General features: G+C 58.1%; 20 protein-coding genes and 1 pseudogene. 18 read left to right on the top strand and 3 right to left on the bottom strand.

Annotated elements, in window-relative coordinates; genetic code table 11:
* Window positions 1–45 precede the first annotated feature (45 nt).
* The 5 genes from G4C92_RS01710 (at window position 46) to G4C92_RS01690 (ending at window position 4,015) form a co-directional block, all read left to right on the top strand.
* The gene (locus tag G4C92_RS01710; RefSeq protein WP_274940909.1) at window positions 46–2,208 is read left to right on the top strand and encodes an IS1096 element passenger TnpR family protein; all 2,163 of its coding nucleotides are present in this window, start codon (window positions 46–48) and stop codon (window positions 2,206–2,208) included.
* Between the two features lie 272 nt (window positions 2,209–2,480).
* Entirely contained in the window at window positions 2,481–2,756 is a 276-nt protein-coding gene (locus G4C92_RS01705; protein WP_274940908.1) for a hypothetical protein, read from the top strand.
* A 187-nt stretch (window positions 2,757–2,943) separates the two neighbouring features.
* Window positions 2,944–3,222, top strand: coding sequence for a type II toxin-antitoxin system Phd/YefM family antitoxin (locus G4C92_RS01700; protein ID WP_274940907.1), 279 nt, complete (start codon window positions 2,944–2,946; stop codon window positions 3,220–3,222).
* Window positions 3,222–3,542 (top strand): type II toxin-antitoxin system RelE/ParE family toxin, encoded by a 321-nt coding sequence (locus G4C92_RS01695; RefSeq protein ID WP_274940906.1) that lies wholly within the window; start codon window positions 3,222–3,224, stop codon window positions 3,540–3,542. The genes G4C92_RS01700 and G4C92_RS01695 overlap by 1 nt, the downstream gene beginning before the upstream one ends.
* Before the next feature lie 221 nt (window positions 3,543–3,763).
* Window positions 3,764–4,015 carry a hypothetical protein gene (locus tag G4C92_RS01690; protein ID WP_274942046.1) on the top strand — a complete coding sequence of 84 codons (252 nt, stop codon included), beginning with the start codon at window positions 3,764–3,766 and terminating at the stop codon, window positions 4,013–4,015.
* On the opposite strand, the pseudogene G4C92_RS15040 reads toward G4C92_RS01690, so the two are convergent.
* A pseudogene (locus G4C92_RS15040) lies at window positions 4,006–4,461 on the bottom strand (transposase); the annotation flags it as partial. The gene G4C92_RS01690 and the pseudogene G4C92_RS15040 overlap by 10 nt on opposite strands.
* Window positions 4,462–4,773: 312 nt before the next feature.
* On the opposite strand from G4C92_RS15040, the gene G4C92_RS01680 reads away from it, so the two are divergent.
* The 12 genes from G4C92_RS01680 to G4C92_RS01625 all read left to right on the top strand — a co-directional run bounded on the left by G4C92_RS01680 (window position 4,774) and on the right by G4C92_RS01625 (window position 17,810).
* Complete coding sequence (locus G4C92_RS01680; RefSeq protein WP_274940905.1) at window positions 4,774–6,255, top strand: peptidoglycan-binding domain-containing protein; 1,482 nt, start codon at window positions 4,774–4,776, stop codon at window positions 6,253–6,255.
* Window positions 6,256–6,435: 180 nt separating this feature from the next.
* Window positions 6,436–6,567, top strand: a complete 132-nt coding sequence (locus G4C92_RS01675; RefSeq protein WP_274940904.1) for a hypothetical protein — start codon at window positions 6,436–6,438, stop codon at window positions 6,565–6,567.
* A gap of 155 nt (window positions 6,568–6,722) precedes the next feature.
* On the top strand, window positions 6,723–7,343 hold the full coding sequence (locus G4C92_RS01670) for an NUDIX hydrolase (RefSeq protein WP_274940903.1): 621 nt from the start codon (window positions 6,723–6,725) through the stop codon (window positions 7,341–7,343).
* A gap of 41 nt (window positions 7,344–7,384) precedes the next feature.
* Window positions 7,385–8,305: a M15 family metallopeptidase gene (locus G4C92_RS01665; protein ID WP_274940902.1), complete on the top strand. Its 921-nt coding sequence runs from the start codon at window positions 7,385–7,387 to the stop codon at window positions 8,303–8,305.
* A gap of 33 nt (window positions 8,306–8,338) precedes the next feature.
* Window positions 8,339–10,237 (top strand): CapA family protein, encoded by a 1,899-nt coding sequence (locus G4C92_RS01660; RefSeq protein ID WP_274940901.1) that lies wholly within the window; start codon window positions 8,339–8,341, stop codon window positions 10,235–10,237.
* Window positions 10,238–10,264: 27 nt separating this feature from the next.
* Window positions 10,265–11,062, top strand: a complete 798-nt coding sequence (udp, locus tag G4C92_RS01655) for a uridine phosphorylase (protein ID WP_274940900.1) — start codon at window positions 10,265–10,267, stop codon at window positions 11,060–11,062.
* Window positions 11,063–11,177: 115 nt separating this feature from the next.
* On the top strand, window positions 11,178–11,891 hold the full coding sequence (deoD, locus tag G4C92_RS01650; RefSeq protein WP_274940899.1) for a purine-nucleoside phosphorylase: 714 nt from the start codon (window positions 11,178–11,180) through the stop codon (window positions 11,889–11,891).
* Window positions 11,892–11,903: 12 nt separating this feature from the next.
* Window positions 11,904–12,353 (top strand): cytidine deaminase, encoded by a 450-nt coding sequence (locus G4C92_RS01645; RefSeq protein ID WP_274940898.1) that lies wholly within the window; start codon window positions 11,904–11,906, stop codon window positions 12,351–12,353.
* Window positions 12,354–12,516: 163 nt separating this feature from the next.
* Window positions 12,517–14,877: a ferrous iron transport protein B gene (feoB, locus tag G4C92_RS01640; RefSeq protein WP_274940897.1), complete on the top strand. Its 2,361-nt coding sequence runs from the start codon at window positions 12,517–12,519 to the stop codon at window positions 14,875–14,877.
* A gap of 236 nt (window positions 14,878–15,113) precedes the next feature.
* Window positions 15,114–15,665 carry a phosphodiesterase gene (gene yfcE, locus G4C92_RS01635; RefSeq protein WP_274940896.1) on the top strand — a complete coding sequence of 184 codons (552 nt, stop codon included), beginning with the start codon at window positions 15,114–15,116 and terminating at the stop codon, window positions 15,663–15,665.
* Window positions 15,662–16,606, top strand: coding sequence for a DMT family transporter (locus tag G4C92_RS01630; RefSeq protein WP_274940895.1), 945 nt, complete (start codon window positions 15,662–15,664; stop codon window positions 16,604–16,606). The genes yfcE and G4C92_RS01630 overlap by 4 nt, the downstream gene beginning before the upstream one ends.
* A gap of 1 nt (window position 16,607) precedes the next feature.
* Entirely contained in the window at window positions 16,608–17,810 is a 1,203-nt protein-coding gene (locus G4C92_RS01625; protein WP_274940894.1) for a hypothetical protein, read from the top strand.
* Between the two features lie 103 nt (window positions 17,811–17,913).
* Here the strand turns inward: G4C92_RS01625 and G4C92_RS01620 are convergent, their stop codons facing one another.
* The gene (locus tag G4C92_RS01620) at window positions 17,914–19,041 is read right to left on the bottom strand and encodes an FKBP-type peptidyl-prolyl cis-trans isomerase (RefSeq protein ID WP_274940893.1); all 1,128 of its coding nucleotides are present in this window, start codon (window positions 19,039–19,041) and stop codon (window positions 17,914–17,916) included.
* A 150-nt stretch (window positions 19,042–19,191) separates the two neighbouring features.
* Entirely contained in the window at window positions 19,192–20,088 is an 897-nt protein-coding gene (locus G4C92_RS01615) for a DegV family protein (RefSeq protein WP_274940892.1), read from the bottom strand.
* A 287-nt stretch (window positions 20,089–20,375) separates the two neighbouring features.
* On the opposite strand from G4C92_RS01615, the gene G4C92_RS01610 reads away from it, so the two are divergent.
* Complete coding sequence (locus tag G4C92_RS01610) at window positions 20,376–21,704, top strand: M20/M25/M40 family metallo-hydrolase (protein WP_274940891.1); 1,329 nt, start codon at window positions 20,376–20,378, stop codon at window positions 21,702–21,704.
* Window positions 21,705–21,799 lie beyond the last annotated feature (95 nt).

Genomic DNA, 21,799 nt, shown 5'->3' with positions numbered 1-21,799 from the left:
TCTCTTGCTAAGACATGTCTAAGTGTGAAAAGAGAGGAAATTCATATGTCAATCTCTCAGAAGGATAAGGAGTTTATGGAGAAAGTTGCGGCGTATTTCAGGAATACGAAAACGCCCACAGAGCCGGACGGGTCGATCCGTGATACGGCAAGAGCCTTTGATATCAACCGCAACAAGGTACGAAAGATTTTGATAACAATAGGAGAACTGCAGTCTCCATATACGGATAAAGTGATCCGGCTCAGGGATTCCGGCATGAGTATTCGTGATATTGCCCGGGATCTCGGCATCTCGACAGCGACGGTGTCAACTTCCCTGCCTTATGAAAGCAAGGTGGATCATACTCTGGATCCGACAGAGCATGCCTCGGACGTCCGCGATTATCGGGCATATGAGAAGGAGCAGAAGAAAAGACAGGCGCAGAAAAAAAGGCAGGGGCTGCAGGAGAGGCAGGAGCAGAATAAGAGGCAGAGACACAAGGAAAGGCAGGATCAGGAAAAGAGACAGGCGGGCAAAGACAGACAGGCAGCTTTTCCTGATGCAAATAAGGCTACTACTGACCGGAAAGGAAAAAATATGGCAGAGGATAAAGGCACCCATAAAGAATGGCAGAAGGATATCAGGATGTCTTATACAGAGGCCTACCACAGACCGCACAGGAATACCTGGGAAGATGTGGAGAAGATCCGGAAAGAGATGGAAGCACAGATGGCCGCCGGAGATACAGATGAGGCAGGAGGGCTCTCAGAAGAACTTACCGCTATACTAAAAAAGGCCACAGAAGAGAAAGCTGAAAAGGAAAAAGAATATGAGCAGCTGAAAGAGAAGAAGGCATTTTCAGATGAGGAAAAGATCAGACTTGGAGAGCTGGAACACGAGCTTGGCCTGTATAAGGGCGCATTAGGAGACCGGGATAGAAAAATACTTGAAGAGATTGCGGGAGACCGGCTTCCTCCGGAACCGGTTGATGTGATCCGCCTGCACCTCGAACTTTACGATGATTATGATTCGGATGAAATCACGCAGATTCTTAAGAAATATGGGAATCTTAAATACGGTGACAGAATCAGCAGGGACATCGCTGTGCCGGAAGACCTTCCGCTCTATGCCCTTCATTACGTGATTCAGAGGGCATTCGGCTGGCAGAACTCTCACCTGCGTGAGTTTGAACTGCCGGAAGAGGTATTCCGGAGAATCACACATGATAATGCCTCCATGTGGAGCTGCCTTGTGGGTGTGCTGTTCCGTTCGCCTCTTATGGACGAGAATGATGAATTCTGGGCGGATGACTATAATGGCGGCAGCTTCAAGAACTGGCTTCGGAAGAAATATACGGGGCCGTATCTTTCGCAATGCCGCGGGGAGGGGATCTTGAGCTGTCAGGAAGACATGATGAGGCTCGACATGGGGGCAGAGTATTATGTGCTTTATCAGAATGCATGGAATGCGGAGACAGGAAAGTATGACGGAGCGGAACTGATATCCATGGCATCTCCGGAGTATGACTATCAGGGCAGGAAGAGAGAGGCACCAAAGCCCTGGGGCAGTGAAGAAATCTCTTACCGGGTGGAAGTGAAGAACTTTGAGGAGCTTCCGGCGGAAGCACTGAAGTTCATCTTTGAAAGGAATCCCATGGCGCTCCTGGAGAGGCTGCCCATTTCTTCCGTTCTTGCGGCGGGAACGGATGAGCTTCCGGATGGCTGCTCTGAGAAAGAGCGGGAATATATTGACGGCGAGATCTGTTCCTCAGGACAGGAGATCTATGGAAGTGTAGGAAGGTACATGAAGAGGATCATCGAAGCTCAGGTTGATTCTCCGGAGGTACAGGTGGTACCGCCTCCGGTGACAGATACGCTTTATTATCATTATGACTTTGGCGACGGCTGGAAGATCCGGATCACCGCGAGTCGGAACTGCCCGGATCTTGTCACTGCCGGAAGGATCACACAGTCAGAGCTTGACAGCGCGAATGTGAAATGCCGTGAGGTTTACCGACCTGTTCTTCTCGCACGTGACGGGGAGATGCTGATCGATGATGTAGGCGGCCTCCACGGCTTCACGGAATTTCTGGGGAATATCCATCCGGAACTGGAAGGACTGGATCCGGATGAGAAAGCGGACAGGAAACAGGAGAAGAAGGACAGTCTGACCTGGGCGAAAAGCCAGGGATGGCACAAGGATAATTCCTCGGATTTTAACCTTCTGTAGAAAGGTGCCGATGCCCTTTTTCGATGGCAACCTGCAAAAGAGCCCCGGAGGTTTTCTGCATGTCGATTCAGATAGCAGATCAGCCTCCGGGGCTCTTTTGCGTTTTCGGGGCTACTTCTGATCCATCCATGAAAATCATTTACTGGTGAGCTCAAAAAGTTCATAAAAGTCATTTCGTAATATTTCGACAGCCGGATCGCCGCCTGGAGCGGATAGCGTACAATAATGTTCGCAAAAACTGAACAGGCAATGTGAATGAAATCCGCCACGTCATGTATAACTGCACGGCATCGAGACCCTCCGTGGCATCTTCCACGAAGGAGGACTCTGTCGAAGTACAGACGGAGAGCCTGACGATCAATGCGATATCGATCAAGGATGCGATGCTTGGGAAGAACATCGTCAAAGCACGTTCCAGCGCGGATACGACCGATGTCACTTACAAGAGCTGGTATCACAAGGTCTATACGCCTGCTGCGTCGAAGACTGGCATAAACGCAGCTTCGTCCAGCTCGACAGGTACGACCGCATCTGGTTCCGGCAAGTGATAAGGAGTTTCCTGTAGGATCTAAATATAGGGCCCCGACAGAAAGAAGCATCGCGTCCGTTTTGCTCCGCAAAACCGTCCGTTGGAATCCGCTGACTGCAATTTCCTGTATTGCGATCAACTGCCGTTGAAGGCATATGCAATTGATGATATAATTTGCATATTAAATTTCATGGGAGGTGATTGTCATGATGACATTAAAGGAATCCATCAGACCATCGGCCGATCTACGGAATCATTACAACGAGATCTCAAAGCAGTGCAGGGAAAACCGGGAGGCAGTGATCATCACAGTGAATGGCAGGGGCGATACGGTTTCGATCTCTTATGAAGAATATCAGAACATGAGAGCCCGTATCGAATTGCTGGAGCTTCTGGCACAAGGTGAAGATGATGTGAAGAATGGTCGCGTGGCTCCGATTAAGGAAACCTTCGATGACCTTAGGAAGCAGCTTCAGGTGCGCTGATGGAAAAGTACGAGGTTGTAAGAACAGATACCGCAGATGAGGGCATCCGGCGCATCATTCTTTATGTTGCACAGAATTTTGGGGCGGAGGTTGCTCTGAAAAAACTGGACGATATGGGGAAAAGCATTCTGGCTCTGGGAGAAAATCCCTATGTAGGAGTCGATCCGAGATATCTGGTGTTAAAACGAGAAGGATATAAGGTCCTCATTCTGGAAAAGGACCTTGTTTTTTACAAGATCAACGAAGAAAGAAGAAAAGTCATTGTGTATGCCGTCGTCGATCAGAGACAGGACTATTTGAATATCATTCTTGGTCTGTGAAGGCCATGAACATAAGAAGTCTCAAGCATTTTGATTCACTAAGGCACTGACCAATATAGTCGGTGCTTTTTTCATGCTATTTTTCAAAAAGAATCCGAGGAACACAGCAGCTATGGCAGAAGCCATGGAGATTGAGCGGTTTTTCACTCCAGTTGGTACGGCGTCCTGACCGGTGTGGATCCGGATTATCTGATCCGGAGATTAAGAGAGAAGGTGGCGTCATGACAGCAAGGGAATATCTCGGTCAGGCGTACCGGCTGGACCAGAGAATTCAGCTGGATCAGGCGGAACTCGATAACTTAAGAACACTGGCGGTGAGTGTGGGAAGCCCCGGCTTTGAGAAACACTATAACCCGAATCGTCCGACCGACGCAGCGTTTGTAAAAACACTTGATCGGGTGTGGGAGATGGAACAGAAGATATCGGAAGAGCTGAACCGGCTGCTTCTCTTAAAGCAGGAGGTCGGATTCTGAACGGAATAGACGAGCTCTCTCATTCTTTCTGTAATGGCTTCCAGCTGAGAGCGGGTATCTTCATCCATCCGGTTCCAGAAAGGGGACAAAGTAGGCTGTGAGACCAGCTTCTCTTTTCCCAGGATGGCTGTCAGTACGGGATCGTTTGTCAGTTCATCGGCACAGTCATCCTCAAAGTAGGCGGCTATGATCTGGTAGATTATCTGCATCAGGTTGTCAGGGTCCGTATGCCTGCGGGCAGTATGGTCATTGGTCTTGAAGAGCTTTTTTACGAGCCTTGTAAGGCCGACTCTGGCAGCGAATTCTTTGATGAGGAGCATTCCTCCGTCAGAAGAAAGATCGCCACCGTTGAAGTTTATTTTAATTTGCTTATTGCTTTCGAGCGAAAATTTGCTTAAGAGGAGAAAAGGATCGTTTGCAACTGCCGCCGATAGTACCGGTAAGATCTTCGCGAGCGGTTTTGAGGTGGAAGACGTAATCTGGAAAGATATATGAAATGAGTGCGGAAGCAATAAGAACGTGCTACAATGAAAATGCCCATAGAAATTGTGTACAATTTAGAGATACATGTGAAGAGTGCACAATGATGCTCTTGCTCAGACGGTTGAATCATGGAAGTTATCACTGTGCAGACTTTGGCAAAACCGCATGACGTCATTGCACATGCATGAATCCGCATCAGATAGATCGAATGCTGAAGAGCCAGAAGACTGCAGCTGGATACGGTAAGGTTTTAAAGCTTAATAGGGAGGCATTTTATGAAAAAGAGAAGGCTTTTTGCTGTTGCTGTCATGACAGCATCTGTCCTCGTATCAGTACCGGCATTTGCTGATATTACGACCGATATTTCATCGGCTGAAGCGGCGCTCGGTATAGACAACTCAGATAAAAAGGCGATTGACCGGGTTTCTTCGCTCGAAGATGAACTGGGTATTACGGATAAAACCGGTACGCTCGCGGAGAGACTCGCCAGGATTGATGAACAGCTCGGTATAGGAAGTAATGCGGCTCCTGATTCGGTGGAAAGTTCTGCTTCGGGCATGGAAGGCACGGAATCAGTTTCGGCGTCTGGCGCAGAAGCCGCGATTGATACGGACGAAAAACTCGCGGTTTCCCCGACCGATGATTTTGTGATCAGCCGTCTCAAGCTGATTGGTTCAATTACCGATATGGAGGCCGTTACAGAAGATCATGATCCGAACGGATTGCTTCACAAGCAGGGCGGCTATACTGGTTGTATATATTTCCGGGATTCCGCAGTCAATTGGTCTCAGCTATATGTCGGGACGGATGATGTCATTGAAGTGGGAACCGAGGGCGGCGGGTGCATCGAGATATACGGGGATGCGGCCGGGGCGGAAGCCCGCAATACATATCTTGCGGGTTTTGACGGCTCTTTGATTGCAAGCGGGTCCCATAAAGTCCTGGGCACTTGTATTGTGAGGACATCCAATAAGCTGACGGCATCGCAGCAAAATGATCTGACTGACAGGATCAGTCTGGCCTTGACGGCAAAAGATCCGACTGTCCTTGATCTTTCGGATGGCACAGATGCAGAAGAAAGCGGGGCGGCGTCCTCGGAAACGAATCTGACTGAAGCGACGGCCGGCGCAGCCGCAGAAAGCGGTGCGTCTTCAGCAGCGGCAGCCGATTCGAAAGATACGCCCTTTGTGCTCTATAATCAGGACGGATATACCATTGAACTGCTCGGCTATGATCCGGAAGGTCAGTACAATATGGGGCCGGCGCTGACCATGAAGATTACGAATCTGACGCATCATAATGTGGAGATCAGTGACACGAATCCGTATGTGAATGGCGCGGCTATGTCGACTGGGCCGAGTTTTGAGATCGCAGCTGGCAAAACGGAAACTCAGAGTGTCAATTTTTGGAGCGAGGATCTCAAGAACGCCGGCATCACAGCGATTGAAGATATATCGTTTACGTTTCTGGTTACGGACAATGACAATTATAATGAGCTTGGGACAATCGGCCCGCTCCATGTCTCCATTGACGAAAACGGCCGCATTGTTAACAAGGTCGTATACACGGACAAAGCGACAGTCGCAGAAGTCCAGTCGCTGCTTAATGCGGCCGGCTACAATTGCGGAAATGCGGACGGCGTCGCAGGAAAGAATACGAACAATCAGATCCTGAAATATGAACAGGATCACGGGCTGAGGGAGGATACGGATATCACGGATGAGCTTCTCGCATCGCTCAGAGGGCAGGGCTCATGACCGCCAGGAATGAAAATGCATCCGGAAAAATCGCATGAATGACCATCATACCGGCATCTTTTCCGGGTTGACGCATGGACAGAAAGTCACTATGATCTCTTCATAAAATCTATTTCGGATCCAGTTCGGGTCGGTCATCGTATTCCGTCTGGAGCAGCTGGGTATAGAAGGAGTGACAGGATGGATCATAGAAAAGAATATCAGAAGCCTGAAGCTGATGTGATCGTGTTTTCGGACGAGGACATTCGCTGCGTATGGGTCTCTATCCCGGGCAACACGAAGCCGGAAGAGGGAGGTCCTCATATCAATTGAATCAAGATAAGCCAATTGAGAACTCTGTATGATGTGATACGGAGTTCTTTTTCAATTTCCTGTTATGAGCATTCAGGCGGTGAACGTGCAGACAGTCCGAAATGGACGGGAACCCCAATCTGCCGGTCTGGACCGGCGGTCCGGGAAGGAGCTGCTTGAAAAGAGAATCAGCAGACTGGAGGATCATCGCGGTGAGGACGGATCAGGAGCTGGCGTGGGAGCCGGTCAGTGTGGAGCATATTGTGCGGGATGAATGGATCGACTTCAGAAAGGTGCGCTACCGTTACCCGGACGGCAGAGAATTCGGACCGTTTTACCAGTACAGTCGGAAGAGCTATTCAGTGATCGTTCCGGTTCTTCCGGACGGGCGGTTTCTCTGTGTCCGGCAGTTCCGTCAGGGGATCGGCGAGACGACGACGGAGTTTCCGGCCGGAGGCATTGAGGCGGACGGGTCGGAATACGGTCAGGTGACCCGGGAGGACGCGCTGGCGGCGGCTAAGCGGGAGCTGAAGGAGGAGACGGGGTACGAATCGGATGAGTGGACGCATCTCATCACGATTCCGTCCAATGCGACGATCGCGGACAACTACGCGCATGTTTTTCTTGCGAGGAACTGCCGGAAGGTATCGGGGCTTCACCTCGACGTGACGGAGGATCTCGAGCCGGTGATCGTCACGAAGGAAGAGATTGAGACGATGATTTCAGAAGGAAGGTTTCAGCAGATGGGCCATGTGATGGCGTACCTGCTGGCGGTCAGGAAGGCGGGATCTCTTTGATTCAGGTGGTAGGGGTCTGGTTTTGATGTTAAAATAGAAGCATGAGAGATGACAGACGAAGACATGGCAGATGGATACGGAACAGGAAGGTCGAGCTTCTTGTGCATCTCCTGGTGGCCGGAGCGCTGCTGTTTTTTGCTTTCGCGGGAATGACGATCCTGCTTCGCCGCGGCCGGGCGGCGGGATCCCTTTCCGTTCCGGAGAAAACGGTTCCCGCTCTGGCCGGCGCGTCCTCCGTTTCTGAGGCGCTGTCATCGAAGGCGGAAGCGGAAAGCGCGGAGAGTCTTTCCGCTCTGATTGCTTCGCCGGGTATCGGACATTCGGTGCTCACGGATACGGACTGCGACTGGCGGCTGATTCTTGTGAATCCGTCGCATCGTCTTCCGGACGACTTTTCAGTGGAAACGGCGGCGCTTCCGGCGGATCCGGACGTGCGATTCGACGCCCGGGCGGTCGGAAACCTCGAGAAACTGGTGGATGCCTGCGAGCAGGCGGGACATTCGATCATCATCCGCGGCGCGTTCCGGACGCTGGCGCAGCAGCAGGAGCTGTTCGACAACAAGACACAGGAATATCGGAAGCAGGGACTTCCGCAGGAGGAGGCGGAGGAGAAGGCGGCTACGGTGGTGGCTTATCCGGGCACATCGGAGCATGAGCTTGGACTGGCGGTGGACATCGTCTCGGCGGATAATCTGGACCTCAATACGAAGCAGGAGGATACGCCGACGCAGAAGTGGCTGATGGAGCACTCGTGGGAATACGGCTTTGTCCTGCGGTACCCGCCGGAGAAGAAGGCGCTGACCGGCATCATCTACGAGCCCTGGCATTACCGGTATGTCGGACGGACGGTGGCGGAGGTTATGAAGAAGGAGGATCTCTGCTTCGAGGAGTTTCTTTCGAAGTACGGAAATTCGACGCCCCGGGACGGGTCGGATTTTGCTTCCGGCGGGCCGGAGAGCTGACGGCGTATAGACGAGGAAGGATATGGCAATAGCGTGAGAGTGGAAGAGGAGAAGAAAGGCGCGAATCCGGCCGGAAACGGGAACGGAGGCAGCGCGGAAGGCAAGACGGAGCGCCGGGAGGCGAAAGCCGCGCGGACGGCCGGAAACGGGAACGGAGGCAGCGCGGAAGGCAGGACGGAGCGCCAGGAGGCGAAAGCCGCGCGGACGGCCGGAAACGGGAACGGAGGCAGCGCGGAAGTCAGGACGGAGCACCGGGAGGCGAAAGCCGCGCGGACGGCCGGAAACGGGGACGGGGGCAAAGCGGAGCATGCGCCTGATACGGCATCGGGTTCCGGGGACAAGCCTGGGAATGAAACGGGAGACAGGAGGCCGGAGAACGGAGCTGAAACCGGAAACGGCTCGGAAGGCAGGAACGGAACAGCCGGAACGGGAAAAAGGCGGGATCAGCCGGATTCGGAACTCCGGAGGCGGGAAGAGGAGCTTCGCGAGGCGCTGCGTGCGCGGCGGAGCGAAAGGACCGGGCCGGCTCCCCGCCGGCGTGATCCGAACATGTCGATGCTGGAGAGGCAGTTCCAGGTGCAGCGGACGGTCCGGCTTGGGATCATCGCCGCGGCGGCGGTCCTTGTTCTGATCGGAGCGGCGCTGTTTATGAGGCGTTCCGGCGGGACGGTGCCATCGGGCGCAGGAAACGGTGGGACGGCTGCCGGAGGCGGCGTGCAGAGCGCGGGGACGGCGGCCGCCGGCTTCTCCGCGGCTCAGTCCGCGGAGGCAGCGGCCGGTTCGGTCTCCTTTACGGCGGCGGACGGTCAGACGGCTTCCTTTACCTCTGACCCGGCCTATTCGGAGCAGGTCACGATTCTTGGGACCGGCGATAACATCATTCACGAAGCGCTTTATAAGCAGGCGAAGACGAAGGACGGCAGCTATGATTTCGCTTCTTTCTACCGGAGGGTCAGCCCTTATATTCAGGCGGCGGATCTGGCGACGGTGAATCAGGAGGGGCCGCTGGCGTCTGAGCTGTATCCGGTATCGGGGTATCCGACCTTCAACACGCCGGTGCAGGCGGCGGATGCGCTGATCGGCGCGGGGTTCGACATCCTGAATTTCGGGAACAACCATATTCTCGATCAGGGTCCGGAGGGCATTCAGGCGACGCTGGAATACATGAACAGCAAGGGCTATACCTACTGCGGCGCCTATCAGGACCGGGACGATATGTACACGATGCGTGTGTTCGAGGTCAACGGGATCCGGGTGGCCTTTCTCGGATTCCTCGCGATGACCAATTCCGACGATCCGAGCTCGGGCAGTCTGCCGTCTGAGCTTACCGCGGATGAGCTGGATGAGGTCTATGATGAGAATCTGGTCAGCGAGTCCTATGACGAGAGGATGGAGAAGCTGATCCGGACGGCTCACGACAACGCGGATGTGGTCGTGGTTCACTGCCACTGGGGCGTCGAGAACTCGGACAAGGTGACGGACGCGATGAAGTCGCTGAGTCAGAAGCTGGCTGACTTCGGCGCGGATTTCATCATCGGGAATCACTCTCATCTGGTGCAGCAGGTGACGGCGGTGCGGCGGTCGTCGGACGGCGCCCTGGTGCCGGTTCAGTACGGAGGAGGCAATTTCGTGTCGGGCCAGAAGGAGAAGGATCATCTTCTCAGTATCCTGACGACGGCGACCTTTGCGAAGAACCCGGATACGGGGGATGTGAAATGCACAGGGCTCCGCTGTCTTCCCGTTGTGACCCACTACACGGGGGACAGGCAGAACGTTCAGATTTATCCGCTGAAGGATTATACGGAGAAGCTCGCGGCGGAGAACGGGGTGAAGACGTTTGATTCGCCGATGTCGCTTTCCGGGCTCTGGAAGATGGTCCGGGCGCATGTGCCCGAGGCGTTTCTTGATGATTCCGGCGCGCCGTCGGCGTGAGTAAGATTCCGGTAAGGAGGTGGCAGTATGCATTATTCGGAAGATCCTGACAGACAGTATCACATTCAGGTGGCGAAGGGCGAGGTAGGGCGTTACGTGATCCTTCCGGGGGATCCGAAGCGCTGCGCGAAGATCGCGGCGTATTTCGACCAGCCGCGTCTGATCGCGGACAGCCGTGAGTTCACGACTTATACCGGCTTTCTGGACGGCGTGAAGGTATCGGTGACCTCGACCGGAATCGGGGGGCCGTCCGCGTCGATTGCGCTCGAGGAGCTGACGAACTGCGGCGCGGATACGTTTCTCCGGGTGGGAACCTGCGGCGGCATGCAGCTCGACGTGAAGAGCGGGGACATGGTGATCGCGCAGGGCGCGGTTCGAATGGAAGGCACGAGCAAGGAATACGCGCCGATCGAGTACCCGGCTCTCGCCGACTATGAGGTGCTTTCGGCTATGATCGAAGGCGCCCGGAAGGTGGGCGCGCCTTACCATGTGGGGGTTGTGGAATGCAAGGACGCGTTCTACGGTCAGCACCATCCGGAGACGATGCCGGTGAGCTATGAGCTGCTCGACAAATGGCAGGCGTGGCTCAGGATGGGATGCCTTGCATCGGAGATGGAGTCCGCCGCGCTCTTCATCGCGGGGAGCTTCCTCCGGGTGCGGGTGGGCTCGCTTTTCCTGGTGATGGCGAATCAGGAGCGGGAGGCCCGCGGGCTCGACAATCCGGTGGTGCACGACATTGATCAGCCGATCCGGGCGGCCATCGAGGCGATCCGGGTGCTGATCCGCCGGGACGGGGAGAAGGAATCTCCTGAGAAGGAAGGGTAAGCGAAGCCGCCCGGAAGGGGAGAGACCGGACAGGACGAAAGGAAATCTGAATCGGAATCGGGACGCGGCGGAACGCGTCTGAGGCAGGCTCGACACACGAAAGGGAGGATACAGGATGGCTGAACGGATACCGACCCCTCACAACCGGGGGAAAAAGGGCGATTTTGCGGACACGGTGCTGATGCCGGGCGATCCGCTGCGCGCAAAATTCATCGCCGGGACTTATCTTGAAAACGCGGAACTGGTGACGGATGTCCGGAACATGCTCGGCTACACCGGGTTCTGGAAGGGCCGCCGTGTTTCTGTGATGGGCGGCGGGATGGGAATGCCGTCCATCGGCATCTATTCCCATGAGCTGTTCAATTTCTATGATGTGAAGCGGATCATCCGGATCGGATCCACGGGCTCCATCAGCGAGCGCTGTCATCTGATGGATCTGGTGATCGCGGAGGGCGCCTGTACCAATTCCAACTGGATGGAGATGTACCGTCTGGGCGGCACGTTCGCGCCGATCGCCGACTGGGAGCTGCTGAGCCGCGCCGCCGCCGTCGCGAAGGAGCAGGGGACGCCGGTGGTCGTGGGCAACGTGCTTTCGGAGGACCAGTTCTACAATGACGACCCGGACTACAACAAGGCGTGGATGAAGATGGGCGTGCTCTGCCTCGAGATGGAAACGGCGGCGCTCTACTGCGAGGCTGCCCGCTGCGGAAAGCAGGCGCTGTCTGTCCTGACGGTGTCGGATGAGATTCTCACCGGAAAGCAGCTGAGTTCGAAGGAGCGGGAGACCGGTTTCCGGAAGATGATGGAGCTGGCTCTGGAGCTGGCGTAAGGAGGGCGGAGCATGAAGGCAGAGGAAGCGCGTGCGGCGCTCGGACAGGAGACTGTCAGGAAACTGATCCGGACCGCGATGCAGATGAGAGACCGGTCTTATGTGCCGTATTCCCGTTTCGCGGTGGGAGCGGCGCTGCTGACGGCGGACGGAACGGTCTACGGCGGATGCAATATCGAAAATGCAGCCTACACGCCGACCAACTGCGCAGAGCGCACGGCGTTCTTCACGGCGGTGGCGGCCGGCGAGCGGCATTTCCGGGCGATCGCGATTGCCGGCGGGCCGCAGGGGGCGGAGAAGCTCGATTTCTGTCCGCCCTGCGGCGTCTGCCGTCAGGTGATGATGGAGTTCTGCGATCCGGAGGCCTTCCTCATCATCACGGCGCGGAGCACGGAGGAATACCGGATCCATACGCTGAAGGCGTATCTGCCGGACGGTTTCGGCCCGGCGGATCTGGCGTAACGCGCGGCGCGGGTTTGATCTTGACGGCTCTCTTTGGTTAGCGTACACTAATTTCAGGAAAAACAGATGGCAGCCTCTAAGATTTCCGGCGTCTGAACCGGGAAGCGGTATCTGCCGGATGCATTTCCCAATACGGATCCATACGCAGGGAGAGCAGAAAGACGTGACACTTCGGGAACTGAAGGAAGGGCAGGCCGCTACGGTGACGCGTGTCGGCGGTCAGGGCTCGCTAAGACAGCATTTTCTGGATATGGGACTGATCCCGGGCGTGGAGGTTCGTCTGGTCAAATTCGCCCCGATGGGCGATCCGATGGAGCTTGAGATCCGGGGCTACGAACTGACGCTCCGGCTGGAGGAGGCGGCACAGATCGGGATTGACGGCGTGCACGCATCCGCCGGCGAATCGGAGAGTGTGCCCCGCCGTTTCGCCAATCAGGCGGAGCATCCGGGTCTCGGCGAAGATGGACGGTATCACGTGGAGTCCCCCGGTCAGGAGCTTCCGAAGGGAACCGTGCTCACTTTCGCGCTGGCGGGCAATCAGAACTGCGGCAAGACGACGCTGTTCAACCAGCTCACCGGATCGAACCAGCATGTGGGCAATTTTCCGGGCGTCACGGTGGACCGGAAGAGCGGCGTGATCCGCGGCTATCCGGATACGCTTGTGACCGACCTCCCGGGGATCTACTCGCTCTCCCCTTACAGCTCGGAGGAGATCGTCTCCCGGCAGTTCATCCTGCAGTCGAAGCCCCGCGGCATCATCAACATCGTGGACGCCACGAACATCGAGCGGAATCTTTATCTGACGATGCAGCTGATGGAGCTGGACGTGCCGATGGTGCTGGCCCTCAACATGATGGACGAGATGAGGGGCAACGGCGGCTACATCCGCGTCAACGAGATGGAGAAGCAGCTGGGGATTCCGGTGGTGCCGATCTCGGCGGCGAAGGACGAAGGCATCGACGAGCTGGTCCGCCACGCGGTGCATGTCGCGAAGTATCAGGAGAGCCCGGGGCGGAAGGACTTCTGTTCGCCGACGGAGGACGGGGGCGCCGTGCACCGGGCTCTGCACGGTGTTATGCATCTCATCGAGGATCACGCCGAGGCCGCGGGCATTCCGGTGCGTTTTGCCGCGACGAAGCTGATCGAGGAGGATCCCCGGATCGAGGAAGCGCTGAAGCTGGAAGAGAACGAGAAGGAGACGCTTGAGCACATCATCCGTCAGATGGAGAGCGAGCGCGGTCTTGACCGGGCGGCCGCCATCGCGGACATGCGGTTTGACTTCATCACGCATCTTGTGGACCAGACGGTCGTGAAGCCGTCGCGGAGCAGGGAGGCGGAGCGGAGCAGCCGCATCGACCGTTTCCTGACCGGAAAGTATACCGCGATTCCGGCGTTCATCGGCATCATGGCGCTTGTGTTCTACCTGACCTTCAATGTGGTCGGCGCCTGGCTTCAGGGACTGATGGAGACGGGGATCGGCCGGCTCGAGGACGTGACGGCGGCTGCATTTTCCGCATGGAACGTGAATCCCGTGATCCAGTCGCTCGTGATCGGCGGGATTTTCGAGGGGGTCGGTGCGGTGCTCTCGTTCCTGCCGATTATCGTGACGCTGTTCTTCTTCCTGTCGCTGCTGGAGGACACCGGCTATATGGCCCGGGTCGCTTTCGTGATGGACAAGATGCTGAGAAAGCTCGGTCTGTCCGGCCGCAGCATCGTGCCGATGCTGGTCGGCTTCGGATGTACCGTGCCGGCCGTGATGTCGAGCCGGACGCTGCCGTCGGCCCGCGACCGGAAGATGACGATTCTGCTGACGCCATACTTCAGCTGTTCGGCGAAGCTTCCGATCTATGGTTTCTTCGCCAGCGCGTTCTTCCCGGGCCGCGCGGGGCTGATCATGATTCTGCTTTATCTGCTCGGGATCGTGACCGGTATTCTGCACGCGCTCCTGATGAAGCGGACGATGTTCAAGGGGGAGGCGACGCCCTTCGTGATGGAGCTTCCGAATTACCGGATGCCGTCGGCGAAGAATGTGGGGATGCTGCTGTGGGACAAGACGAAGGATTTCCTGCAGCGTGCGTTCACGATCATCTTTATGGCGACGATTGTGATCTGGTTCCTCAAGAGCTTCAGCCCGTCCCTGACGCTGCTGCCTGACAGCCGTGCGTCGGAGAGCATTCTGGCGATCATCGGAAGCTGGATCGCCCCGCTGTTCCGTCCGCTGGGCTTCGGCGACTGGCGGGTTGTGACCTCGCTGATCTCGGGCTTTATGGCGAAGGAGTCGGTCGTGGCGACGACCAGTATGCTGTTCGGCAGCACGCAGAAGATGCTCGAGGTGATCACGCCGCTGGGCGGCGCCGCGCTGCTGGTGTTCTGTCTTCTCTACACGCCCTGTATCGCCGCCATCGCGTCGATCCGGCGCGAGCTGGGACGCAGGTGGGCGTATCTGGTGCTGCTCTGGCAGTGTCTCGTGGCCTACGCCGCAGCGTTTGCGGTTCATCTGATCGGGATGGCGGCCGGTCTCTGAACGGACCGGATCCCGGGCCGGGCGGCTTCATATCGGTGAAACGTCTTATTTCAGGCAGGCGTCCTTTCTGCTATAATGAGGGGCGCCTGCCTGAGCTGTCTGCGCGGAAAATGCCGGAACGGATGTCGTTTACGGTGCCGGCAGGCTGCCTGCGGAGAGGAGAGAATGGAACGGCCGGATCACGCCGTGAGGATTCAGACGGGCGTGACGGCGCCCGGACGGAAGGGAGAGAATGTATGTACTGGATGATCGCATCGGATATTCACGGATCCGCGCTGTATTGCCGGACGATGCTGGAGCGGTTCGATGAGGAGAAGGCGGACCGGCTTCTCCTGCTGGGAGATCTGCTGTATCACGGTCCGCGGAATAATCTGCCGGATGGCTACGCGCCGAAGGAGGTGATCCCGATGCTGAACGGGCGGAAGGATTCGCTTTTCACCGTGCGGGGCAACTGCGAGGCGGAGGTGGACCAGATGGTGCTGGATTTCCCGTGCATGGCGGAGTACGCGCTGATCCCGGCGGGAACGCATATGATCTACGCGACGCACGGGCATCATGCCTCGGAGCAGACGCCGCCGCCCCTTGCGCAGGGGGACGTGCTGCTTACCGGGCACACGCATGTGCCGGCCTGTGCGGACCACGGGACATTCACGTATCTGAATCCCGGCTCGGTGTCGATCCCGAAGGAGGGAAGCTGCCGCGGTTATATGACCTTTGACGGATCCGTTTTCTCATGGAAGCGTCTGGACGACGGGTCTGTCTGGAAGACGTGGAGGCTGGAGGCATGAGCCGGACGAACCGGGCGGGGAAGGAAACCGCGCATGTGCTGCTTCTCGTGGCGGCGGCGCTGATCTGGGGCTTCGCCTTCGTTTCCCAGAGCATCGGTGCGTCCTTCGTTGGCGCGTGCACGTTTCAGGCATTCCGCAGCTGGATCGCGGTCGCGGCGCTTCTGCCGGTTCTGGCCGCCGCGGAACGGATCCGTCTCCGGAAGGGGATGCCTTCCGCGCTGCCGAAGGGCAGAGAGCAGACAAAACGCTTTCTTGCGGGCGGTCTGCTCTGCGGCGTGGCGCTTTTCCTCGCGTCCACGACCCAGCAGTACGGAATCGGGATGACGACGACGGCCAAGGCCGGCTTCATCACGGCAATGTACGTCGTGCTGGTGCCGGTGATCTCACTGTTTCTCGGCTCCGTTCCTTCCGGCAGGATCTGGTTCTGCGTGGCGCTGGGCGTTCTCGGTCTGTACTTTCTGTGCATCAGGCCGGGCAGCGCGGGCGGTTTCGGGCGCGGCGATCTGATCCTGCTGCTTTGCGCTTTTCTGTTCAGCGCCCAGATCCTGCTGGTCAACCATTACGTTCAGTTCATCGACGGAATCTGGCTCTGCTGGATGCAGATGCTGGCGACCGCCGTGCTCGCGACGGCCGCGATGCTTCTCTTCGAGCATCCGGCGGCGCCCGCACTCCGGGCGGCCCTGCCTTCGCTTCTCTATGCGGGCGTGATGTCCAGCGGCGTCGCCTACACGTTTCAGATGATCGGCGAGGAGGGACTCGACCCGACGGTGGCGTCGCTGGCGATGTGCCTCGAGAGTGTGTTCAGCGCACTGGGAGGATGGCTCATTCTCGGTCAGACGCTGAACGGGCGGGAGACGGCAGGGTGCATCCTGATGTTCGCGGCGATCGTGCTGTCCCAGCTTCGTCTGCCGGCTGTGACGCGGCGGGAAAGGAGAGCCTAGGATGGAAAAGCAGGTCTGGATCGTCTGCGCGGGCTGCGGGAACGCGCGCGGCTTCACACGCCAGGCGGCTGCGGCGATCCGTGTGGCGGACGTTCGCATCGGTCCTCCGCGGCTTCTCGGTGCCGTCGGCGCCGGGCCGGAGCATCCGCAGGTGGAGGCTTCGTCTCCCGAGGCGATCGCCGATGCGGTCCGTTCCTGGCCCGGAGGCAGGATCGCGGTTCTGGTTCCCTGGACGACAGGGCGGGGGATGGGGCAGCGTGTGCTTCAGGCACTCCGGCCGATGAAGCCGACGGTGATTCCGGGCCTTGCGCCGGAGGCGTATCTGGCGGCGCGGTGCGGCGCGGATCTGACCGGCGCCGTTTCGTTCTGCCCGGACGCGGAGCCGAAGACTCTGTTGATGATGCTGGAGGAATACGGGAAGGTTTTCTCCGTTTCGGAGATGGCGCTGAATGACCAGATACGCGTCCTGAACGACCGGGGGCTGGGAGACGCCGCGGCGGAGGCTGTGTTCCGGCCCGGCGATCCGCGCGAGAGGATCTTCCGCGGGCTGGCGAAGGATCTGGCCGGTCATCTTTTCATCGGCGAGACGCTGCTGCTTCTTACGTCTCCGGAGCCGGCTGGCAGGGGGCGCATCGGGATCCCGGACCGGGACCTGCCGGATCCGTCCTATATGGCGCTGCCCGGCGAGATCCGGACGCTTGCGCTGGGACAGCTCCGGATCGGACGGGCCGATGTCGTCTACGACATCGGGTGCGGGCACGGCGCGCTGGCTGTGGAAGCGGCTGCTCTCGCGTCGGACGGAGCGGTTTACGGCATCGAGCAGTCCGCCGGGGCGGCGGAGGCCGCGGAGACGCTGGCGGGAGAACGCGGATGCGGTACGCTTCAGGTGATTCACGGAACTGCGCCGCTTGCGCTTGCGCATCTTCCCGCTCCCGACCGCGTGCTGATCGAAGGGACGGACGGCCGGATCAAAGAGGTGCTTCAGATCGTGCGTTCGCGGAATCCCGGCGTGCGGGTTCTCGTGATCCGTCAGACGGTGGAGGGTGCGTCGGAGGCGCTTCGCCTGATGGATGGCATGCATTTTTCACCGGATCTGATCGAGGTGAACTGCACCAGAAGCCGGAAGAGGGGCGCGCGTCATGTGCTGGCCCCGGAGGCTCCGTATTTTCTGATTTCCGGCACGCATTCATCCGAGAAACAGTGAAAGAAGACGGCAGACGCCGGCACGGATCCGTGCCGGCGTCTGCCGTCTTCTTTGTGCGCCTTATCGTTCGGCGGGATTCCGGGCGCTTTTCTGCTCTATGCGGTTATTTCTTCTCGTAACGGACCACGATGGATTCGACCAGCTTCTCCTCGGTATTCAGCCGGAGTTCCTGCTCCGTGACGCCGGAAGCGGCCGCGTCGGAGGCGCTGCTGAAGCCGAGCCCCTTCAGGACGGTTTCGGTCATCTTCTTGTACTCGTCGCTGTCCTTCGTGATGCCTTCCCTGTCAAGGATCGCCTGATAGACCAGATCCTGCTTCAGACTGGTGTGGATGAGATCCATGAAGCCGGCCTCGTCGTAGCCGTTCTCCTTGAGAAGCGCGGAGGCGTCGCTCGTGGAGTCGGTGGAGTAGAGCCTGAACTGCGTAAGGAAGGAGTCCTTCCACTCGTCCTCCATCTTCTTCGGGTACTGGAGTACCTTCGAGCCGTCCACGACACCGCTGACCGCGAGATCCGGCGTCATCGAGGAGTAGACGCGGTTGATCTTGACGTCGAACTGGGCGGTCTGGCCGGCCAGAGACGTTTCCTCATAGTCAGAGGGGAACTTGATGTCGATGGTGAAGCTGTCGCCCTTTTTGTGCCCGATCAGCTGATCCTCGAATCCTTTCACGAAGGAACCGGAACCGATGACCAGATCGAAGCCGGTGTCCGAACCGCCGTCGAAGGGCTTGCCGTTCAGCTTCCCGGTATAATCGATGTTCACGGTCATTCCGTCCGCGATGACGGTGTCATCCGGTGCCTCGACGGAGAGGTTTTTGTAGTCCGCCAGCTGAATGAAGCTGTCATACTTGCCCGCGGCAGGCTCGGCGTCGACGGTGGGCGCCTTGTCGGCGTTGTTTCCCGGCGCGGCTTCGGTGGAAGCGGTATCATCGTCCGGGTATTCCTCGGCGATGCTCCCGCCGCTCTCGGTGACCGCGGCGTCTCCGGAGAGAACCTCGAGATCAGTGCTCAGCGTGCTCTCCAGCTCGGAATCGGTGTACGTGCTGTCCGCTCCGCCGGACAGAGTGCCTGAAGAGGCTCCGGAGGCGGATGACGCCGCGGAGGAGGCGCTGACCGGAGAGGCCGTTGACTTTGACGCGGAAGAGACGGCGCCGGAGGTGCCGTTCGTCTGGCTTCCGCAGCCGGTGAGCACGGCCGCCGTCAGCAGAACAGGGATGAAAAGCTGGTATTTCATAAGCAGAACTCCTTTCCATTTGAAAAGCGGATTCACCACGGCGGGCGCACGGCCTGTGCAGCCTGAGGTGAATCCGCTCTGACATTTTTATCTTACCGCCCGGACAGGGGGAAGACAAGTGAAGAAAACGTGAAGTCCTTAAGGCGGGCTTTAAGATTTGCTCTCGGTGCGGTGCCGGCCGAAGCCGCAGACCGAGAAAAACTCGGGCCCGGTATGGACGCCGATGATCGGCGTCTCGCAGACGGTTTCCACTGTGGCGTCCGGGTCCGCCTCGCGGATCATACGGGCGAGCTCTTCCGCCTTCTCGTACTTGGAGGTGTGTGAGATGAAGACGAGATCGGGAACGCCCGGCGCGTGCATTTCATGCTGATAGCTGTGGGTCAGCGCCTTCAGTGCGGAGTTCACGCCGCGTGCCTTTCCCGTCATCTGAAGCTTTCCGTCCTCATCGATGATCAGAAGCGGTTTGATGTTGAGCATGCCGCCGATCAGGGCCACGGCGGCGGAGACACGGCCTCCCTTATGAAGATAATCGAGGTCGCCGACCGTGAAACGGTGGCAGAGGTACGGGATCTTTTCCTTCAGCCAGGCGGCGTTTTCGTCCAGCGTCATGCCGTTCTGCCGGTTCATGGCGGCGCAGACGGTGATGACGCCCTGGCCGGCGGTCGCCGCGAGGGAATCGACCACGGCGATCCGGCGGTCCGGAAACTCGTCGGCGAGCTGGGAAGCGGCGTTCAGCGCGTTCTGGTATGTGGCGGACATGCCGGATGAGAAGGAGAGATACAGGATGTCGTGCCCGGCTTTCAGCTCCGGCGTCCAGGTCTCGATGTAGCGGTAGGGTGTGATCTGGGAGGTATGCACATCGGCTCCCGACCGCATTTTTTCGTAGAGACGGTCGCAGATCGGGTCGTGATCCGGATCCTCCGTCAGGAAGGTGCAGGATTCTCCGTCCACCATGTAGTCCATGGCGACGATCCGGATATCGTACTCCTGATAATAATGAGACGGGATATCCGCTGCCGAGTCAGTATAGAGAAGATAGGTGCTCATGGCTGTCCTCCTTTATGGAAGAATGTTGTCATAAAAAAGCCCGCAAAACGGGGATTTTTGCCCGACCGATGTAGTTTTCATTACCAGATTGAGATAGATTCGATTCCGCGTCTCATGATAACACAAAAGCGATGCAAGGTAAACCGCACGAAGGGAAAGACCGGCCGTGAAGGATCGCCGTTTCCGGACACAGGGGAAAAGGCTTGACAGTAAGGGGGGAAATCAGTAGGTTATAGACTGTATATGTTTGTTCATTTGCAGTCTGTGAACAGCGGAAAGGATGACAGATGAAGCTGAACAGAACCGAGGTGCTGGAGCGTTTCGCAAAGATGATCCGGCTGCGTACGGTTTCCCACGCGGACGGCAGGGGTACGGACGCAGCCGCGTTCGCCGCCTTCCGGTCCCTGTTCCGCTCCTGTTATCCTGTTTTTTTCGAGCGGGGAGAGGGATGGGGGATCGGCGACTACGGCACGCTGATCCGGATTCCCGGGCGTTCCTCCGAGCATCCTTCCGTCCTGATGGCTCACTATGATGTAGTGGACGCCGATCCGTCGTCCTGGTCGCACGATCCTTTCGGCGCGGAGAGGGCGGACGGCCGGATCTGGGGCCGCGGTACGCTGGATACCAAGTCGACGCTGCTGGCGGTCTGCGAGGCGATGGCGTGGCAGCTTGCCGGCGGGTTTGTGCCCGCGAACGACATCTATCTTGCCTTCGGCGGCGAGGAGGAGGTTTCCGGTCCGACGGCCGCGATGATCGTCTCGTTTCTGAAGAAGAGAGGCGTGAAGCCCGATTTCGTCCTTGACGAGGGCGGCGCGGTGATCCCGGAGGGACTTCCCGGCGTTCCGCATCAGGCGGCGATGATCGGCATCGCGGAGAAGGGAACGGCCAACTATCTGATTTCCTGTGAGGAACACAGGGGAGGCCATACGTCGGCGCCGCCCCGCCACACGGTAGCCGGACGGCTGGCTGCGGCCGCGGTGGCGGTGGAGTCCCATGAATTTCCCGCGCGCCTCGGGACGCCGGTCCGCATGATGTTCGAAGCGCTGGCACCTTATGTGCCGGCGGCGGAGCGGCCTTTCTTCCGCCATCCGGCGCTGGTGTCGCCCGCGATTTCCGCGGCGGCCACACTGCTTGGAGGAAGCTTCCGGTCGATGGTGCGCACGACCTGCGCCGTGACGATCATGGACGTCCGGTCCGCCTTCAACGTGCTGCCCGAAAGCGGCGCACTGGGCGTCAACGCCCGCCTGATCGAGGGCGATACGGTGGAATCCGTCCGGAAAGAGCTTCAGCGCGTGATCCGGGATCCGGAGATCCGGGTCGAGACGATCTCCGGCAGCGATCCGTCGCCTGTGTCCGATCCGGATGCGGCGGTTTACGGCGTGCTGGCGGATACGATCCGCAGCGTCTGGAAGCATACCATCGTGGCGCCCTATCAGCTTAACGGAGGGACGGACGCCCGTTTCTACGCGGACCTCACCGACCATGTGTACCGCTTTTCCCCGATGATCATGACGAAGGAGGAGCGGGCGGCCGTTCACGGCATTGACGAGTCCGTTTCAGCTGAGACGCTGTTCCGCATGATCCGGTTTTATATCCGGCTGATCGGAAGGCTGTAGAACAGCGGGGCTCTCGGAAGAAGCAGGAACAGGAAGAGAACGTGCGGAAAGACAGGCGGGACGGATTCATATTAAATGCATCCGGGACGGGCAGA

The organism is Chordicoccus furentiruminis (assembly GCF_019355395.1).
Taxonomy (GTDB): Bacteria; Bacillota; Clostridia; order Lachnospirales; family Lachnospiraceae; genus Chordicoccus; species Chordicoccus furentiruminis.
This window is presented reverse-complemented; position numbering and strand designations above follow the sequence as displayed.

Excerpts from the sequence above, each read along its gene's own strand:
- G4C92_RS01700 (WP_274940907.1), top strand. The coding sequence starts at position 2,944 with ATGATGACATTAAAGGAATCCATCAGACCATCGGCCGATCTACGGAAT.
- G4C92_RS01620 (WP_274940893.1), bottom strand. The coding sequence starts at position 19,041 with ATGAAATACCAGCTTTTCATCCCTGTTCTGCTGACGGCGGCCGTGCTC.
- G4C92_RS01680 (WP_274940905.1), top strand. The coding sequence starts at position 4,774 with ATGAAAAAGAGAAGGCTTTTTGCTGTTGCTGTCATGACAGCATCTGTC.
- G4C92_RS01630 (WP_274940895.1), top strand. The coding sequence starts at position 15,662 with ATGAGCCGGACGAACCGGGCGGGGAAGGAAACCGCGCATGTGCTGCTT.
- G4C92_RS01675 (WP_274940904.1), top strand. The coding sequence starts at position 6,436 with ATGGATCATAGAAAAGAATATCAGAAGCCTGAAGCTGATGTGATCGTG.
- G4C92_RS01615 (WP_274940892.1), bottom strand. The coding sequence starts at position 20,088 with ATGAGCACCTATCTTCTCTATACTGACTCGGCAGCGGATATCCCGTCT.
- udp (WP_274940900.1), top strand. The coding sequence starts at position 10,265 with ATGCATTATTCGGAAGATCCTGACAGACAGTATCACATTCAGGTGGCG.
- yfcE (WP_274940896.1), top strand. The coding sequence starts at position 15,114 with ATGTACTGGATGATCGCATCGGATATTCACGGATCCGCGCTGTATTGC.
- G4C92_RS01625 (WP_274940894.1), top strand. The coding sequence starts at position 16,608 with ATGGAAAAGCAGGTCTGGATCGTCTGCGCGGGCTGCGGGAACGCGCGC.
- deoD (WP_274940899.1), top strand. The coding sequence starts at position 11,178 with ATGGCTGAACGGATACCGACCCCTCACAACCGGGGGAAAAAGGGCGAT.
- G4C92_RS01645 (WP_274940898.1), top strand. The coding sequence starts at position 11,904 with ATGAAGGCAGAGGAAGCGCGTGCGGCGCTCGGACAGGAGACTGTCAGG.
- G4C92_RS01610 (WP_274940891.1), top strand. The coding sequence starts at position 20,376 with ATGAAGCTGAACAGAACCGAGGTGCTGGAGCGTTTCGCAAAGATGATC.
- G4C92_RS01665 (WP_274940902.1), top strand. The coding sequence starts at position 7,385 with ATGAGAGATGACAGACGAAGACATGGCAGATGGATACGGAACAGGAAG.
- G4C92_RS01695 (WP_274940906.1), top strand. The coding sequence starts at position 3,222 with ATGGAAAAGTACGAGGTTGTAAGAACAGATACCGCAGATGAGGGCATC.
- G4C92_RS01690 (WP_274942046.1), top strand. The coding sequence starts at position 3,764 with ATGACAGCAAGGGAATATCTCGGTCAGGCGTACCGGCTGGACCAGAGA.
- G4C92_RS01705 (WP_274940908.1), top strand. The coding sequence starts at position 2,481 with ATGTATAACTGCACGGCATCGAGACCCTCCGTGGCATCTTCCACGAAG.
- G4C92_RS01710 (WP_274940909.1), top strand. The coding sequence starts at position 46 with ATGTCAATCTCTCAGAAGGATAAGGAGTTTATGGAGAAAGTTGCGGCG.